Consider the following 16,611-nt stretch of genomic DNA (forward strand, 5'->3'; position numbering starts at 1 on the left):
TAAGCCCGGTGTTGTGGTTTGTACTTATTATTCTACATCCTATGTAGACAAGTCCTTATGCGCAATACACATGTAAAAAAAGCAGCAATGCTTTTTGCACATGCAAGCGATTTTCGCTTTGGGTAAACAAGGCGGCTGCAGGTTCGTCTGGCAGGGTTACAGAGACTTCTTTACCACGAGCCATCGGCATACAATGCATAAAAATAGCTTCTGGTTTGGCATGAGCCATGAGTTGTTCATTCACCTGAAAATCAGTAAATGAAGTCTCGTCGGTTTCTTGCTCAAATCCCATACTTGTCCACACATCGGTGTAAACGGCGTGAGCGTCACGAACTGCTGTTTCCGGTGTTGAATGACTGTGAATCATTCCAGGTGCTGCCTCCATGCTCTTGGCAAGAAGCACCTCATTAGGTTGATTGGCTGGAGGACAGCAATAGTTTATTGTTATGCCGAGTTGGGGTGCCATTAATAACAGACTATGAAGAATATTATTACCATCACCAATATAGGCCAACGTTAAACCGGCCAGGGTATTGAAATATTCCTGTAGGGTCAGTAAATCAGCAAGGATCTGGCAAGGATGATACAAGGCGGATAATCCATTGATAAGGGGGACATTGGCGTAAGTCGCCATTTCTTCCAAACCTTGATCATCATGGGTTCGCACCATAATGAAATCGCAATAACCGTTTAATACTCGGACCAGGTCCCGTGGTTCTTCCGATTTTCGGGTCGTGCTGACACTTTCTACAGCTGTACCCCCCAGACTTTGCATGGCAAGAGAGAAACTTAAGCGGGTCCGGAAAGAGGGTTTTTCAAAAATCATCGCCAGATTCTTATGCAACAAGACATTAGAATAATTTTCTGGTTTCTCTTTCACTAGTTTGGCGAGTGTCAAGATGGCCAGGATATCCTGGTTGTTGAGTTCCATCCCTGTTAAAACATGCCTGGTTTTCGAAGGATGCCTGATTTGCTGATAGAGTTTTTGCAACGGTTTGACAAAAGGTTCTTCTGCACGGTTGTGGCAAAGGCTTTGTACCATCATTGCAGCGGCTTCATAAGTGGATGCGTAGGGAATATGGTGTTGCAGGGCAAACGATAAATAATCCAGATGAGCGTCAACCACCAGGATTAGATCAGGATTCTTGCCTGACTTGAGTTCGTCGATAAGCGTAAATCCTGCGTTTGCCAGGGTTATCAACAATGGATCATTTTTAGCAAAACCAGAAGTAAAAACAACCTTGACGTTTTGCTCATCGCAGTGATTACCTGCAGCAATCTGTGCTTTTAAGTAAGCTTCATGAGGTGTCAAACCGATACCCATGACTTCGCCAGTACCCTTCATTTCCGGGCTAAGGAATGGGGTTGACGTTGAAAATTTGCGGAAAGGTAAGACGGCTTCTTTCACACAATAATAGGGTAAGGTGACGGGTGTTAAACAGCGTTGTTCTTTAAGTGAAATGCCCAGCATGCAATTGACTGCAATTTCTATTAAAGGAATACCTGTTGCTTTGCAGATAAAAGGAGTGGTTCTTGATGCTCTGGGATTGACTTCAATCAAAAATACCTCAGACCCTTTTACTGCAAATTGCACATTCATAAGACCTTTCAGTTTTAAGGCACGCGCCAGAATTTTCGTTTGTTTATGAAGAAGATTAGTGAGAGCCAAAGGAAGTTTATAAGGGGGCGTTATACATGCTGAATCACCCGAATGAACACCCACTGCTTCGATGTGTTCGAGGACTGTGGGAATAAAGATATCGTCGCCATCCGATACAGCGTCAATATCGACCTCAATCGCACCCGTAAGAAACTCCTCCAGTAAAACAGCGTGTGATGTCGTTTTAAAGAGCGTTTTAAGCTTGGCAACCAGGCTCTCTTTATTGGCCACAATTTCCATACCACGGCCACCCAAGACAAAAGAGGGTCGAATAATCAGGGGAAAACCAAGCGTTTCTAAAGCCTGATCGAGTTCATCAAGATGGGTAATCGCCCGATTTTTAGGTTGTTTTAAGCCTAAATGGACGATTAAATCCCGGAATTTATCCCTGTCTTCGGTGATGTTGACCAGTTCAGCAGTTAATCCTAGCAAAGGAACGCCATCCTGATGGAGCCTGTCTACCAGATTTAACGGCGTTTGTCCGCCAAATTGCAGAACGACGGCTGTCGGTTTTTCATGCTCAATCACATCGCGTACTTTTTCATAGGTTAGTGGCAGAAAATAAAGTTTGTCAGCAACATCATAATCAGTAGACACGGTTTCCGGATTGCAATTAACCATGATGGTTTCAAAGCCTGCCTTGGCAAATGCCTGCATGGCTTTGACGCAGACATAATCAAATTCGATGCCTTGTCCGATACGATTGGGACCACTGCCAATAAGCATAATCTTGGTTGTCGTCCCGGGCTTCGATTCGCAATACTGTTGGTAGGTGCTGTACAGATAGGCAGTGGCTGTTCGAAATTCACCGGCACAGCTATCGACACATTTATAGACTGGTTGTATCCCAAGTTCTTGCCGGTAAGATCGCACCTCTGCTTCTGTGCTATGGATAAGTTTGGCGAGCCGTTGATCAGAAAAACCATGTTTTTTCAGAGTTAACAAGGTGGTTTGATCGAGATCATACAACGATTGGCCGCCAAGGTTTTGTTCCAGGGTAACGATTGTTTTAATTTGGTGTAAAAACCAGGGATCAATAAACGAAGCAGCATGCACTTCTTCAACGCTAAAGCCGCGACGAAAACTTTCCGCAAGACACCAGAGATGCGTACTGGTATGTCGTTTGAGTAACACTTTTAACGCATCATCATCTAATTCATGTAACGAATCGAAACCCGACGCATTAATTTCCAGACTTAAGATGGCCTGTTGCAAACTTTCCGCGAAAGTACTACCAATCGCCATCACTTCTCCCACAGAGCGCATTTGTGGGCCGCGAGCCAGGTCTTGCGCGTTAAATTTCTCATCATGAAAGCGAGGTATTTTGACTACGGTGTAGTCAATGCTTGGTTCAAAAGAAGCGGGTAAGATGCCGCCGGTAATTTCGTTTGGTAATTCGTCCAGGGTATAACCGACCGCAAGCTTGGCAGCAATTTTGGCAATGGGAAAACCAGTTGCTTTTGAAACCAGCGCGGAAGAGCGAGAGACCCGCGGGTTCATTTCGATGACGACCATCCTGCCATTTTGGGGATTAAGAGCGAATTGAACATTTGAACCTCCGGTGTCAACACCAACCGCACGCAGTACGGCAAAAGCTGCGTCACGCATGGCTTGATATTCATCATCGGTAAGCGTTTGGATGGGGGCGACGGTGATCGAGTCACCCGTGTGAATTCCCAAGGGGTCAAAATTTTCAACACCACAGACTACAATGCAATTATCCTTTTTATCGCGTACCACTTCTAATTCAAATTCTTTCCAACCGATAAGCGCTTCATCGATGGAAATTTCCTGGCAACCTGGTTGGGAAAAAGCGTGTTTGAACGCCGCTATGGCTTCTTCTTCACTATGTACAACGGCTGCTCCGGCACCACCCAGGGTGAAGGAGGAGCGGACGATGAGAGGTAAGCCCAAATTCTGCATGATTTGTTTAGCACTATCCAGGCTAGTAGCGGAGTAACTTTTAGGAACATTTAAACCAATCTCTTTCATTTTCTCATGAAACAAGGTTCTGTCTTCGGCAATCGTGATTGCGTTAATGGATGCCCCAATTAATTCAACCTGATATTGGGCTAACATACCTTCTTTATGCAGCGCTAAAGCGCAATTAAGAGAGGTTTGCCCGCCGAGGGTAGCAATAAGGGCATCCGGGCGTTCTTTGGCAATAATTGCGCTCACTGAAGCAGTCGTAATGGGTTCAATATACGTCGCGTCGGCTAAATCAGGATCGGTCATAATAGTAGCTGGATTCGAATTAACGAGAATGACTCGATAACTTTCTTCACGCAGGGCTTTTAAGGCTTGGGTACCTGAATAATCAAATTCACAGGCTTGGCCAATATTGATTGGGCCGGAGCCGATCACCAAAATGCTTTTAATGTTAGTGTTTTTTGGCATACTGCACCTCGTGAAAAAACTGCTGGAACAGGATCATGAGTTCGTTTGGTCCTGGATTCGCTTCAGGATGTCCTTGAAAAGAAAAGGCGGGGGCATTGCGATGGGCAAGCCCGGCAATTGTTCCATCAAACAAGGAAATATGAGTAGTAATTAGATGCTCGGGTAATGAGTGCTCATCGACGACAAAACCGTGGTTCTGACTGCTAATAAAGACAGTGCCGGTTTTACAGCATTTAATGGGGTGATTGGCACCATGATGGCCAAACTTCATTTTCCTTGTCTTTGCACCGGCTGCCAGCGCTAAAATCTGATGGCCTAGGCAAATACCAAAGATGGGGATTTGTTGCTCTAATAATTGAGAGGCCAGGTGAATGACTGACTCACAACTTTCCGGATCGCCTGGTCCATTAGAGAGTAATACACCGTCAGGAGAAAAGCGTGTTAATTCGCTAAAACTAATCGTATCGGGTACTACTGAAATTTTGATAGGGTAAGTTGCCAGGGTTTTTAAAATGGCTGTCTTCACGCCACAATCAATAACGACAATATGCGCTAACGCATCGATGGGATCAGCATAGAGATACGCTTTTTTGGTCGAAACCAGGGTTGCCAGATTACTCCCTTCCATATGCGCTAACGCATCGATGGGATCAGCATAGAGATACGCTTTTTTGGTCGAAACCAGGGTTGCCAGATTACTCCCTTCCATGGCTGGCGCACTTTGTAGCATCGATAGCGCCTGGTCAGGCGTGATGGAATCGACGGTCACTATACAACCATTTTGACTGCCTTGTTCGCGCAAATGCAGGGTGAGTGCGCGGGTATCTATCTCTGTCAAGGCAGCAATATGATGTTTCAGAAGAAAATTCTCCAGGCTATCTTGTGCGCGCCAGTTACTATAATGAGGTGAATAGTCTCTGAACACGGCTGCAGCGGCATGGATTTTTTCTGATTCATGATCGGCTTGATTAACACCGACATTGCCGAGGTGGGGTGTCGTAAAATTAATAATTTGGCCAAAATAGGACGGATCGGTCAAAATTTCCTGATAGCCTGTTTGTGAGGTATTAAAGACCATCTCTCCCAAGGCGTGGGTTTTTGCACCAATCGCTTTCCCTTGAAAGAGAGTGCCATCAGCCAAGATGAGGAAAGCCATTTTCTGTCTCCTTAAGAAGCTCGGAAAGCGAGCAATTTTTTTCAACGGCTTCGCTTACCCAAAGACCGACTTGATGGTGTGCATCCCTAAATGGCATTCCTTGTAAAACCAGGGACTCCAGGATCGCTGTTGCATCCAAATAACCACTGGTTGCTTTCTTATGCATTAACTCGGTATTGAAGGTGAGGCTTTGCAGAAAAGGGGAAATAATTTGCAGGCAAGCAGTCAGTGTATTGACCGTATCAAATAAACTTTCTTTGTCTTCCTGCATGTCTTTGTTGTAAGCAAGCGGCAAGGCTTTCATCACCGTCAAGATACCGGTTAAATGACCAAAGACCCGCCCGCTTTTGCCGCGAATTAATTCTAGCACGTCAGGATTTTTCTTATTGGGCATTAGCGACGAGCCGGTCGAAAAGGCATCATCAAGGGTAATAAAATTGAATTCCTGGGTTGCCCAAAGAATAAGATCTTCTGCCAAACGTGATAAATGCATCATGATAAGAGCAGCAATAGAGCAAAACTCAATGATAAAGTCGCGATCGCTGACTGCATCCAGTGTATTACTAATCACCCCCTTAAAGCCCAGTTTTTCGGCGACCCACTGTCTATCCAAAGGCAGATTACTCCCTGCGAGGGCACCAGCACCAAGGGGCGAAAAATTCATTCGTTCATGCCAATCATGCATGCGGCTCAGGTCACGGCTGAACATGGCATCAAAGGCCGCAAAATAGTGCCCTAAATAAATAGGCTGAGCCTGTTGCAGATGAGTGTATCCAGGCATCTTGGTATTAGCATGCCGGGTGGCCAAATCCTGCAAAACTTCCTTGAGTGTTTGCAAGAGGCTGCTTATCTGTGCACCGGCTTCCCTGGTATACAGTCTCAGATCGAGAGCGACCTGATCATTACGGCTGCGGCCAGTATGTAATTTCTTACCAAGATCGCCTGTTTTTTGAATGAGCAACTGTTCAACAAACATGTGAATGTCTTCACAGTTTTCATCAAGAACATGTTGTCCTTTGGTTATTTCCAACTCAATTTCGGCAAGTGCTTTATTAATAGACTGTGCTTCATCATGGCTTAAAAGACCCTGACGTGCCAGCATGCTGGCATGCGCCTGACTGCCAGCAATGTCATGACGGTAAAGGATCTGATCAAAAGCCAGTGACGCATTAAATTTCACCACACTTGGATCAAGCGGCTTTTTAAATCGGCCGCCCCAGGTTTTATTCGTCATACTTGCCACCCCTTATGAACCATGCCGTATACTTTTGCTGACAAAGAGAAAAGATTGATAAACCCTTCCGCATCTTTTTGATTGTAAACATTATCCTCCTCAAAGGTAGCGAGAGCAGGATTATGTAAACTGTATTCAGATTGCATACCGCAAGGAATGAGATTGCCTTTAAACAGTTTTAACTTGACTGTGCCGGTGATATGTTTCTGCGTCACTGCAATCAAAGCGTCCAGGGCTTCTTTCGCTTGAGAAAACCATCGTCCCTCGTAAACAAGATTGGCATAGCTTTGTTGTAGAGATTGCTTCAAATGGAGCGTGGCTCGATCAAGGCATAGGCTTTCCAACATCTTATGCGCTTTATAAAGCACTGCGGCAGCCGGTGCTTCATAGACTCCCCTGATTTTCATCCCTACCAGCCGATTTTCAACGATATCAGCCACACCGATGCCATGGGCTCCTGCCCGCTGATTCAGTTCTGTTAATAAAGCGACTGGATCCATGGCTTTATTATTCAAAGCCACAGGGACACCTTGTTCGAAATCGATAGTCATCAGTTCAGGCGTATCAGGTGTCTGTTCAAGTGTCGCGGTCATTAGCAATAAATCGTCGGGTTGCCCCTGACTGGGATCTTCCAGAACACCGCCTTCATGGGAGATATACCAAATATTATGATCGCGAGAATAAGGCGCCTTTGGTGTTACCGGGACATCAATACCATGTGCTTTGGCATAATCGATTGCTTCCTGGCGTGACTTAATTTCCCAGGATCGCCAGGGGGCAATAATTTGCAATTGAGGAGCCAGTGCTTTCACGGTGTACTCGAAACGAACTTGATCATTGCCTTTGCCAGTTGCGCCATGGGCAATCGCATCAGCGTTTTCTTGCAAAGCAATTTCAACCAGTTTTTGTGCAATTAAAGGTCTTGAGATCGTTCCTAAAATATATTGCTCTTCATACAACGCGCCAGCCTTCACCAGTTGCCACAGGTAATTGGTGACAAACTCTTCCTGTACATTGACCACATAAGCGTTGGTTGCGCCACTTTTAATGGCTTTCTGCTTAATGGCTTGCAAATCTTCTTGTTGGCCAAGATCACAAATGACTGCAATCACTTCAGCCTGGTAGTTTTCTTTCAGCCAGGGGATCATGACAGAGGTATCGAGGCCTCCTGAATAAGCTAAGGCAATTTTTTTAATGGTTGTGGTCATTCGTGTCTCCTAATAGTATTTCTTTAAGTCGTGAACAGGGTTGGTTAATTCCTGGGGTTTAACATCAGCTACCAATTGACCGCCTTTGAGAACGACCAGGCGATCACTCATTTTGGTGAGAAAATCCAAATCATGCGAGGCAATCACCATGGTAACCCCCATGGATTTAACGGAATGCAGTAAGCTAACAACGTCTTCAATGGTTGCCAGATCCAGGCCGGAAGTTGGTTCATCACAAAGTAATAAGTTGGGTTGCATCATCAGACTGCGAGCCAGGGCTACGCGTTGTTTTTGTCCCCCGGAGAGTTGATGAGGGTAAGACGCTGTTTTGTCTGCTATGCCAAGTGTATTTAACAGGGCTAGTGCTTCCTTGTCGTGCTGACTTGCCTTATTTTGCAGTTTGGGAGCGTAAGTTAAGTTTTCTAACACCGTCATATGAGGAAACAGCTGGAAGTCTTGAAACATAAATCCGCTTTTACCTGAGAAGTCGATAGTTCCTGAATCAAGGACTTCCAATTTTTGTATACAACGCAGCAGCGTCGATTTTCCTCCACCCGAAGGACCAGCCAACCCAATAATCTGATGGGCAGCAATACTCAAATTCAGCTGATCTAATACAGGGGTAGAGCCAAAATTTTTGCAGGCATTATTGATGTACAGCATCATGCCCTCCTTGTTCGATTTTTTTGCCTAAATATTCAATGAGTAAAACCAGACCGTAGTAGTAACAACCAGCAATACACAACGGTAAAAAATAGGTAAACTGTTCGGCAGCAATGGATTGTGCTTTGCGCATCAGATCCATACCACCAATAGTGGAGATCAAAGCGGTCTCTTTAAGAAGCGCGATCATTTCATTAATGAGGGCTGGCAAAATATTCTTGATGACTTGCGGTAAAATAATATCTTTCCATAAATAAAAGGTTGGAATTTGTAATGTTTTTGCTGCCTCGAATTGCCCCTTAGGCAAATTTTCTATTCCGGATCGCAGAATTTCAGCAATATAAGCAGAGCTATTAAGACCGAAGGTCAGTATTCCAGCAACCAGGATATCGAGTCGCAAACCGAGCAACCCAGGTACGGCAAAATAGATGAAGCTTAATTGTAGAATTAATGGTGTTCCTCTTATTATTGAAACAAAACGATTAATCAGTAATTTCGCCATCCCGTTATAACGCAAAATGGCAAGAATTGTCCCCAGCAGGATGCCTATGAGCATCCCGCCTGCCAGGAGTTCTAACGTAAGTACAGTGCCTTGACCGATAAAGAGGAGATTTTGTTTTAACTCGTCCATTTGCCACCCTCCAACCAGATTTTTTGAAGTTTGGCGATTTCCCCTTTGGTTTTTAACGTATTGAGGGCTCGATTAACCTGTGCTTTCAATAAGGAATTCTTTTTGAAGACCAACCCGTAACCATCGGTTGCTTTAGCAATAATGGTGTAGTTTAAGCCGGGATTTTTTTTGCTGAAGATGGCTCCCTGAGCACCATCGACAAGAACGACATCCACATGGCCGGCTTTTAGTGCTTCTATTGCCTGGTTGTTATTATCCATTGCCACAATATTTCCTTGGGGAAACTGTTTTTTCAACCAAATTTCCATCGTGCTGCCTAGTTGGCAAGCTAATTTTTTTCCTGCCAGTTGTGAAGGGTTATTGATGGGGTCTGTTTGATTAAACACCGCTGCCATTCCCTCAAAATAGTAGGGTGTACTAAAATCAAAATTCTTTTTCCGATCTTCAGTGATGGTAATCGTTGAGATGGCAATGTCAGCTTGTCCTGCACTTAGCGCTGGTAAGATAGAGCTAAATTGCATATTGTCAAAAACGGCTTTTTTGCCTAATTCTTTAGCAACAAGCTTTGCCAGATCAATATCGAACCCCTTAATTTCACCTTGCTCTTGATATTCAAAAGGTGGATATTCTGCGGAGGTGATAAAATGGATTTCATCGATCTCATTTTCGTTTCCACATCCAGAAAGAAAAAGAATTGATGCACTTAACAGGCAAGGTATTAGTTTTCTCATGATAGTTATATATCCAAAATATATCCATTTTTTGACTATATTTGATTTTGCCTTGTGATGTCAACCATTAATGAATATAATTTCTATTTTTATGATTCTGCATTCATTTTGGGGGCGAGAAATGTCACATGATAATCTGCTTGACGGCCACATATTGAGTATCGTGCAAATACAAGAGATTGCTGAGCAAAGTGATTTGCAGCAGGCGTTGAAAGAAAGGGGTTATGATATCCCGCAAGCGACCTTGTCCCGCCGACTTAAAAAATTGAAAATTGCTAAAGTGGCAGGCATTTATCGGGTCGTTGATTTTAATCCGCCCAATCTACCTTTGGTTTTAAATGCACAGGTATCAGAGTATGGTTTGGTTGTTTTACATACCCAGCCAGGCCATGCGAATAGCCTTGCTTTGTTTATTGATAAAAAATATGTCGCTTTTTACCCGCAACAAGCCAATAGCTCAGGGATTCTAGGTACTATCGCGGGAGATGATACGGTGCTTCTTATTGTCAAAAGCAAAGTGGATTTGGAGCAGGTCATCCAAATCCTGCAGGCAGAGTTTCCCTATCTGAAAATTTCTTGAAAGACGTTCTAATGGTTTCCTACCCCTCATGAACTATCTATGTCCTTCTGTTTCAGGTCAGGGCTGGAAAACTTGGTGTTGCTACGTCTTGATTGTCTTCCGTTGTGTGTTCAGTAGCGGGTATCTTTCCTGCCACTGCAGATTTTGCTATTGCTACTGGCGCTTTAGTTGTTACTACTTGTTTTTGTTTTACAGGGTAAAGACAATGTTGTCTTGATAGATCTTCGATCTCATCGGCCGCTTTTTCCAACCGATGTGCAAGATCAAAAATAGGGGCTTGCTCCGGGTCACGCTGATAATGCCGGATATTATGCATTCTTATCTCGCTGAGGGGCGTAGTAGCAGGGGCTCTAAATAAGGTTAGGCCTGGTGTATTGCGATAATACCAAGGTTTAAACCCAGTTAGATCCGGTAGCGCCGGGTAGGAGTGCCATGGGTAAAAATCGGTGGTACCTGATGACCAGCTAATCATAACAGTGGGTTTTTCACCCCTAATCAGTTCGACCTTTTCAATAACAAATTTCATATAATAAGACCACAAAAATTAACAAATCTCCAAATTGTACAATAATTGTTAATCTAGGGCAATTTTTCTAGTACTATTTGGGCAAAATGCTCTATTCGAGAAGCAAGAGGGCGATCCATCGTTAAGTGTTTATTAAGAAAAAGCCAATGCAAATAACGAATCGCCAGGGATTCATTTTTACTGCCAGTGGGTTTCTGTTGAGCGGCGAAACATTGATATAGACGATGTTGCTGATACGCTTCGGAGTCAAGTTCATCACGTAATATCTGTTGATAAAAGGTATTCACCCAATCGTCAGCACTACTTTCTTTCAATTGCTGACGGACTGAACGCAAGGTTTGGGTTATTTTTTCATGCCAGTCGTTGATGCAATGGCAGGCATTTACTAATTCCGATTGGGATATTTCTTCGACAGCATAAGCCAGCCAGCAACAAAGCAATAACAAGTTAACATTGAGGCCTTCCTGTTGCTGAAAAGCCAGGCAAGCCTCTTTAACTTGTTCGTCGCGATAAACCTGCAAGGAAAATTGCCAGAAGGGATTATCCAGCGACGTAAACAGCGATTGGGTTATATTGGATTGTGCCATAGATTTTTGTGGATCAGGTTAGCCTTGTCTTAATTCAATGACTGTAACATGTAATGCTTCCTGGCCAATATTTAAATCCTGATGCGCTTCTTTACCCTGAGTAACACTTAGATAAATGGGTTTTTTCGGATGCAATTTTATAAAGGTTTCTTTTCCTGACTGATAAATAACTTTAAGGATGCCGCTTTCTTCCGGGATGACGATTCGAGCAAATTGATGGGTATGGAAAGGTAACTGTTGTTTAGGGCAGATCGTGGTTTTCCAGACTTTGGTTAGCTTATTTTCTATTAACAATTCACGTTTTGTCTCGCAGGTTGAGGTGGCTGCAGACACAAATTGATTCGCCAAAAGCAAAAGTAAAGCGGTTAATCGCACCATTTCTCCACTCCTGTGAGCTGTTCTGAATTTTAAACAAGCCAAAACATAGCATGAATAAATGCTCATTGAAATAGCAGTTAATATTTTATTAATAAAAAAAGATTATATTTGTTGCATACTGTTTTTTTTATGTGCGAATTATTATGGGAAGAAAAGCATACACCACCGCTGTAAGATTTTTGCGTGATGTGACTCAACTTGATTTTTTTGGTTGGGCTGATGATGATTTGCAAGTTGATGCAGTCGCTTATGTCTCCTATAAAGAGTTTGAAAAATGCGCTTTAATCTTAAAAATTCCTGCAAACATTCGCCAAAGGATGTGTCTTGAATTCACCCCTCATTTTTTAAGAATTACCGTTCCTAAAATCAATGTAAAACCGATGAGTACCGAGCTCGGTAAATTCATGCTTGCGACAATCCCTTCGATGACAAAGATAAAAGATCCTTTAACTGAGCAGCGGATTATGCGGGTAGCGACGGTAGCGACACCGACGGGAGGCTTCACTCAACTTGCACCAAGAACGGTTAAAGAACAAGTTGGTCTATTTGCAAGGCATGTGGGCTCAGCCTATAAACTCATGCTTAAGCAAGGAGCCTTGCTTCCTGACGAGGCTGCTATTTGCGTACTACCCGAATTTTATAGTCATTGCAGGAGTGGAGAGACTAGCCGATTGTTCATGCCTTATGATACGCAACAGCAATTGCTTGCCGGGTATTGTGCTGTCAGTAAAGAATTTCCTGAATTGTTAATAATGGTCAATATCACGGCTACTACGAAAGATAATGTGGTGGATGAGTTGGGGAAGTCTCTTGAACACAGGGCCAGACTACAAAAAACAAATATATTGTTTGGCATTAAAAATGGAGAGGTCGTTTATATTAACTACAAAGTCAATAAAGGGCCGGCTGACATTCCTGAGGATGAACGGTTATCGGTCGAATCAGAACGCAATTCTTATTACCATGCAACTGCAGATAGACGGGTTATGAAACTCGATTACCTCAAACAATTTAAGGGGATCACCTTTGCTGGTAGTGTATGCATCGATGCTGCTGAAGGAGTGATCGGAAAATACCTGAGTAAGCAATTCCCTTCGTTTAGTGAAGATGAGTTTGGCCCGGCAGTGCAAATCATTTCCTCCAGCTCAATGACTTTATCACAAGGGTTTAAGAAACGTAGTGATCTTGTTAATTCGGATAATGGCGCCCAACAGATTGTTACCCCTAAAACAGGGCAGGGTATACTCATTCAGGCCGATGGGCACAATACCTTAAAGCGTTCTGGTGTCTGGATAGTTGACGGTGAAAATTTAATTTCTCAAACGCCTGTTGCTACCGGGGTTTTGTCTGATAAAACAGAGATTAGTGCTTATTCAATAGGGGTTAACCTGGTTCATAACAAATTGCATGATGTAGTAGGCATTGATATTGATATTGAGGAAGAAAGTTCAACAGCACTTACTCAGGGGATTGTTGCCCTTGGTGCATAGCTGATCAAACAATTAATTGTCCGATTTATTTTAGGTCCTATGTTGTGATGTAGGTCTCGTTAATAATTCTGCAGAAAAACTAACCTATTTGCTGTGATCATTGCTTCTTGGGTGTCATTGTAGCTTGTTGTTTTTCTGCTTGTTGCTCCTGTGTCAGGCTATCTTTATATTGAGTAATTGAATCAATAAGTTCAATCAAACTAATCGTCTTCTTGTCGTAACTGTAGGCATTGGCAAATACCTTATCGAGTAATTTATCAGAGTTTTTCTTTTCTTCTTTCGGTGTCTGAAATAAATAGGTTTGTCTCGTGGAGTAGGCGTCAATTGATTTTTTCAATGTATCAAAAGAGATATCCTCGGTAGAAAGATTTGATGCCTGCAGAAGAATTGTTTGAATCATTCTGTCCAATATATTTTTAGCAGGATCTTTGAGATTGTTATCTTTAAGTAAACTTATCATTGTATTCATGACGGCATTACTTTCATCATACGCTTTCAAAAAATCATCTTTGTGCCAATAGGCCCTTTCCTGACGATAAACTTTATACATTAATATTAAAGGATGCAGCGTGTTATGATTGAGAGACTCATTATATTCTAAATGTTTGCCAGCAAATTTTAGATGTATATTGATGCCTTCTTTTTCTATTTTTAAAAGCCCCTGTTTTTGCAATTCATCGACAAAGTTGCCAAACTCACTGATCTCTTTTGTGGATAGTTTATTGGGTTGGCTTAAATAAACCATGATTTCTAATAATTGCGCAGCGGGTGGTTTTGCTAAAATGGATTGATAGTGATTAACCATTTCTTCAATACGCGTAAAATATTTTTTATAGTCTAAAGGCTTGTGTAACAGCATTGTAGATCGTCTTGTGAGCGGAGTACGCTTGTGATTTGCGTCAGGCAACAAGTCTGGATCGAGGCCTATCGCTTTCCAATCTTTTTTATTCTCAACCATATCCAGCATCACTAATAGGCCTACCGATGATGGCCCAATCCCTTTGATAAGGATTTGTCCATAGGGTTTACCAGACTCAATGTCTGGTAGTTGAAGCGTATCAAGCATGGTACAAAAGTGGACAATCCCGGGCGCAGACAAAGGATCAACTTCATTCGATTTAAAATAACGAAAATCAGCATCAATCCAGATCCAAAGCTCATCAGACCAATCAATCCCTGTTTTGCCGCGAATAATATCTGCAAATCGCAAAAGGCCATGTCGAGCATAATCAGGCATGGATGAAACAACATCACTATGGTATTTATCATGCGCAAATACACCAAGATAAGTATCTAAAGGGCTATTATGTACCGCACCCGGATCGGGTGTATAAGGATAATATAAAAATGCCAAACGATGGTGACGCTCTCTATACGCTTCTTCAATGTCAGTCATGGATTTGACACCGAACTGCGGCTCTATTGGTATATAATTGTCTACACCATAGCGCAATAGACCAATTGCATTTCGTAAACCGCAAGTTGGGATCAGCAACGGTAACTCATCGCTAATTTTTACGCCATTGAGTTTGTTAAAATGTTCAGCCAATTGATATGGAATTTCTGTCACCGCGGATTCGGCGAGAACATTCCGTGTCAATTTTGCAGTAGAGGATGTAATAACAGTATAAAAGATTTGTTCTGATGGCGGTAATTGCACTACTAAGCGTCGGAACTCTTCATAGGCATTATTTTCATTCACGGATTTTAAACGACCTGGCTGATTTAACAAGGGTAGCAGAAATTTTTTTGCTTCTTCAGTAAACAGCCCATCCTCATCAAGTATTCGATTAATACTGGTAATATAAGGTTGCGGCGATTGAAGCATTTCAACCTCTCCAGAGCGGTTTCTAAATGGCCGCAATCCAGGGCGCTGCCGTTGTGACTGATACAATTCGAGTAAGGTCAGTAATTGTTGGGCTTGCATACCATGACTATAATTTGAGTCATATAAACCAACAACAATTTCGGGAAACGTTGGATCTTTTAAAAATTCTTTTAATTCTGCAAATTGATCGTTATGTCCTGTATCATCAACATTTCTAAGTCCATTGTTAACTAATCGTGCTAATTCTTTGATTTTACTAATATTTACTGATTTATAAATAACATGCTCTTCGTCCTTGATATACTTCTTATGTAATTCAGTGATGCGAAAGAATTGGTCCTTCGTTAATTTAGTCTCTTTATATAACTCATACGCGCATTTGATTGCATTGGGTTGATGTAAAATGGTTTGTACAAGATTAGTATGCAATCGTTTTTTTCTTGCTGCCTCTTCCAGTATTTTTTTGACTTCCTTATCAGAGCGAATATTAGCCATCAATTTGGCTTGCGGTGGAAGATGAGCTGATCCTGCCTGTACTTTTACTTTAGTATCGGTTGACGTTTTTTTACGCCAGAATTGCTGTATTTTTGCAACGGATATTGGAGCTTGTCCACTTCCAGTTGGTGCAACAGGTGCATTATTGTTATTAGTATCCGATGAGCTGCTTTGCTGAGTGACAATGACCTGAAGGCGCGAGTTGATAGGGCCGAAATAAGGATTGCGCTTAAAAAATTCTTCCCAAGTCACTGGGGTGTTACTGCTGGTACCCATAAGACAACCATTTTTTTAAGTCGTGGCTTACTATAGTTGTTAATTATTAAGCAAATCTTAACTATCTATTTTATTATAGCAAATGCCCCCCTCCCTGCAGGGGAGAGATGTAATCGAGTAATATTTACAAGCCTAAAATTGCGCGACCCACTTAGCGAAGCTTTCCATATAGTGACGTAAAAACGCTTCTGTTTTGTCCTGGGTCAGATTGCCCTCTTTATCGAAAAGCGTATTAACGCTGCCTATATAAGCTTCGGGTTGTTGCATGCAGAGGATATTTAAAAATACGAAGGTTTGACGCAGGTGTTGGTTGGCACCAAAGCCGCCGATTGCACCTGGAGAGGCGCTAATCACTGCGCCTGGTTTACCATCCCAAACACTTTTACCGTAGGGTCTTGAGCCTACATCGATGGCATTTTTAAGGGGGGCAGGGATGGAGCGGTTATATTCCGGGGTAACAAATAAAAGACCCTCTACCTTGCTGATTTTTTCCCGAAAAGCGACCCATTCAGCCAAGGGGCTATTTTGATCATCTGGATCCTGGTTATAAAGCGGTAGCTGTCCGATTTCAATGATTTGCAAAGCAAGGGAAGAAGGGGCAAGTTCGATTAAGGTTAAAGCGAGCTTGCGATTCCATGATTCCTTGCGCAGACTACCTACCAGTACGGCAATTTTTTTAACCATCACAACATCCTTATTCAATTACCTTGACTGAATAAAATAATCGGTAAAAGATAGAAATTCAATGCGTTGCAACTATTAATGATTATC

The 16,611-nt window shown here is 42.6% G+C and carries 14 protein-coding genes; 2 read left to right on the plus strand and 12 right to left on the minus strand.

The genetic code is table 11. The annotated features are described in order from the left end of the window. Positions 1–55: 55 nt before the first annotated feature. From carB to DYC89_RS02235, 7 genes are read right to left on the minus strand one after another with little or no spacing between them, the layout of a single operon-like run. Positions 56–4,057, minus strand: coding sequence for a carbamoyl-phosphate synthase large subunit (gene carB / locus DYC89_RS16665; RefSeq protein ID WP_115220299.1), 4,002 nt, complete (start codon positions 4,055–4,057; stop codon positions 56–58). Continuing rightward, on the minus strand, positions 4,041–5,213 hold the full coding sequence (carA, locus tag DYC89_RS02210; protein ID WP_115220300.1) for a glutamine-hydrolyzing carbamoyl-phosphate synthase small subunit: 1,173 nt from the start codon (positions 5,211–5,213) through the stop codon (positions 4,041–4,043). Before carA ends, carB begins: the two co-directional genes overlap by 17 nt. Further along, on the minus strand, positions 5,191–6,447 hold the full coding sequence (argH, locus tag DYC89_RS02215; protein WP_115220301.1) for an argininosuccinate lyase: 1,257 nt from the start codon (positions 6,445–6,447) through the stop codon (positions 5,191–5,193). The genes carA and argH overlap by 23 nt, the downstream gene beginning before the upstream one ends. After that, positions 6,444–7,655: an argininosuccinate synthase gene (locus DYC89_RS02220; RefSeq protein WP_115220302.1), complete on the minus strand. Its 1,212-nt coding sequence runs from the start codon at positions 7,653–7,655 to the stop codon at positions 6,444–6,446. The genes argH and DYC89_RS02220 overlap by 4 nt, the downstream gene beginning before the upstream one ends. Positions 7,656–7,664: 9 nt before the next feature. Continuing rightward, complete coding sequence (locus DYC89_RS02225) at positions 7,665–8,318, minus strand: amino acid ABC transporter ATP-binding protein (protein WP_115220303.1); 654 nt, start codon at positions 8,316–8,318, stop codon at positions 7,665–7,667. Further along, complete coding sequence (locus tag DYC89_RS02230) at positions 8,302–8,949, minus strand: amino acid ABC transporter permease (RefSeq protein ID WP_115220304.1); 648 nt, start codon at positions 8,947–8,949, stop codon at positions 8,302–8,304. The genes DYC89_RS02225 and DYC89_RS02230 overlap by 17 nt, the downstream gene beginning before the upstream one ends. Further along, positions 8,937–9,680 (minus strand): substrate-binding periplasmic protein, encoded by a 744-nt coding sequence (locus DYC89_RS02235; RefSeq protein WP_115220305.1) that lies wholly within the window; start codon positions 9,678–9,680, stop codon positions 8,937–8,939. The genes DYC89_RS02230 and DYC89_RS02235 overlap by 13 nt, the downstream gene beginning before the upstream one ends. A 121-nt stretch (positions 9,681–9,801) precedes the next feature. Between DYC89_RS02235 and DYC89_RS02240 the strand changes: the two genes are divergently transcribed. Further along, positions 9,802–10,260 carry an arginine repressor gene (locus DYC89_RS02240; RefSeq protein ID WP_115222626.1) on the plus strand — a complete coding sequence of 153 codons (459 nt, stop codon included), beginning with the start codon at positions 9,802–9,804 and terminating at the stop codon, positions 10,258–10,260. Between the two features lie 52 nt (positions 10,261–10,312). On the opposite strand, the gene DYC89_RS02245 is transcribed toward DYC89_RS02240, so the two are convergent. Genes DYC89_RS02245 through DYC89_RS02255 form a run of 3 tightly spaced genes read right to left on the minus strand, consistent with a single transcriptional unit; the run spans position 10,313 to position 11,751 of the window. Continuing rightward, entirely contained in the window at positions 10,313–10,786 is a 474-nt protein-coding gene (locus DYC89_RS02245; protein WP_115220306.1) for a hypothetical protein, read from the minus strand. Positions 10,787–10,839: 53 nt separating this feature from the next. Continuing rightward, entirely contained in the window at positions 10,840–11,373 is a 534-nt protein-coding gene (locus DYC89_RS02250) for a TIGR02444 family protein (protein WP_115220307.1), read from the minus strand. A gap of 18 nt (positions 11,374–11,391) precedes the next feature. Then, entirely contained in the window at positions 11,392–11,751 is a 360-nt protein-coding gene (locus DYC89_RS02255) for a hypothetical protein (protein ID WP_115220308.1), read from the minus strand. 143 nt (positions 11,752–11,894) lie between these two features. Here DYC89_RS02255 and DYC89_RS02260 point away from each other — a divergent pair, with 143 nt between their 5' ends. Further along, a complete protein-coding gene (locus tag DYC89_RS02260; RefSeq protein WP_115220309.1) occupies positions 11,895–13,241 on the plus strand; it encodes a hypothetical protein in 1,347 nt (448 codons plus the stop codon). 97 nt (positions 13,242–13,338) lie between these two features. Here the strand turns inward: DYC89_RS02260 and DYC89_RS02265 are convergent, their stop codons facing one another. Continuing rightward, positions 13,339–15,840, minus strand: coding sequence for a hypothetical protein (locus tag DYC89_RS02265; protein WP_115220310.1), 2,502 nt, complete (start codon positions 15,838–15,840; stop codon positions 13,339–13,341). Positions 15,841–15,972: 132 nt separating this feature from the next. Next, positions 15,973–16,524, minus strand: coding sequence for an NADPH-dependent FMN reductase (locus DYC89_RS02270; RefSeq protein WP_115220311.1), 552 nt, complete (start codon positions 16,522–16,524; stop codon positions 15,973–15,975). Between the last annotated feature and the right edge of the window lie 87 nt (positions 16,525–16,611).

It is taken from the genome of Legionella donaldsonii, assembly GCF_900452385.1.
Classification (GTDB): domain Bacteria; phylum Pseudomonadota; class Gammaproteobacteria; order Legionellales; family Legionellaceae; genus Tatlockia; species Tatlockia donaldsonii.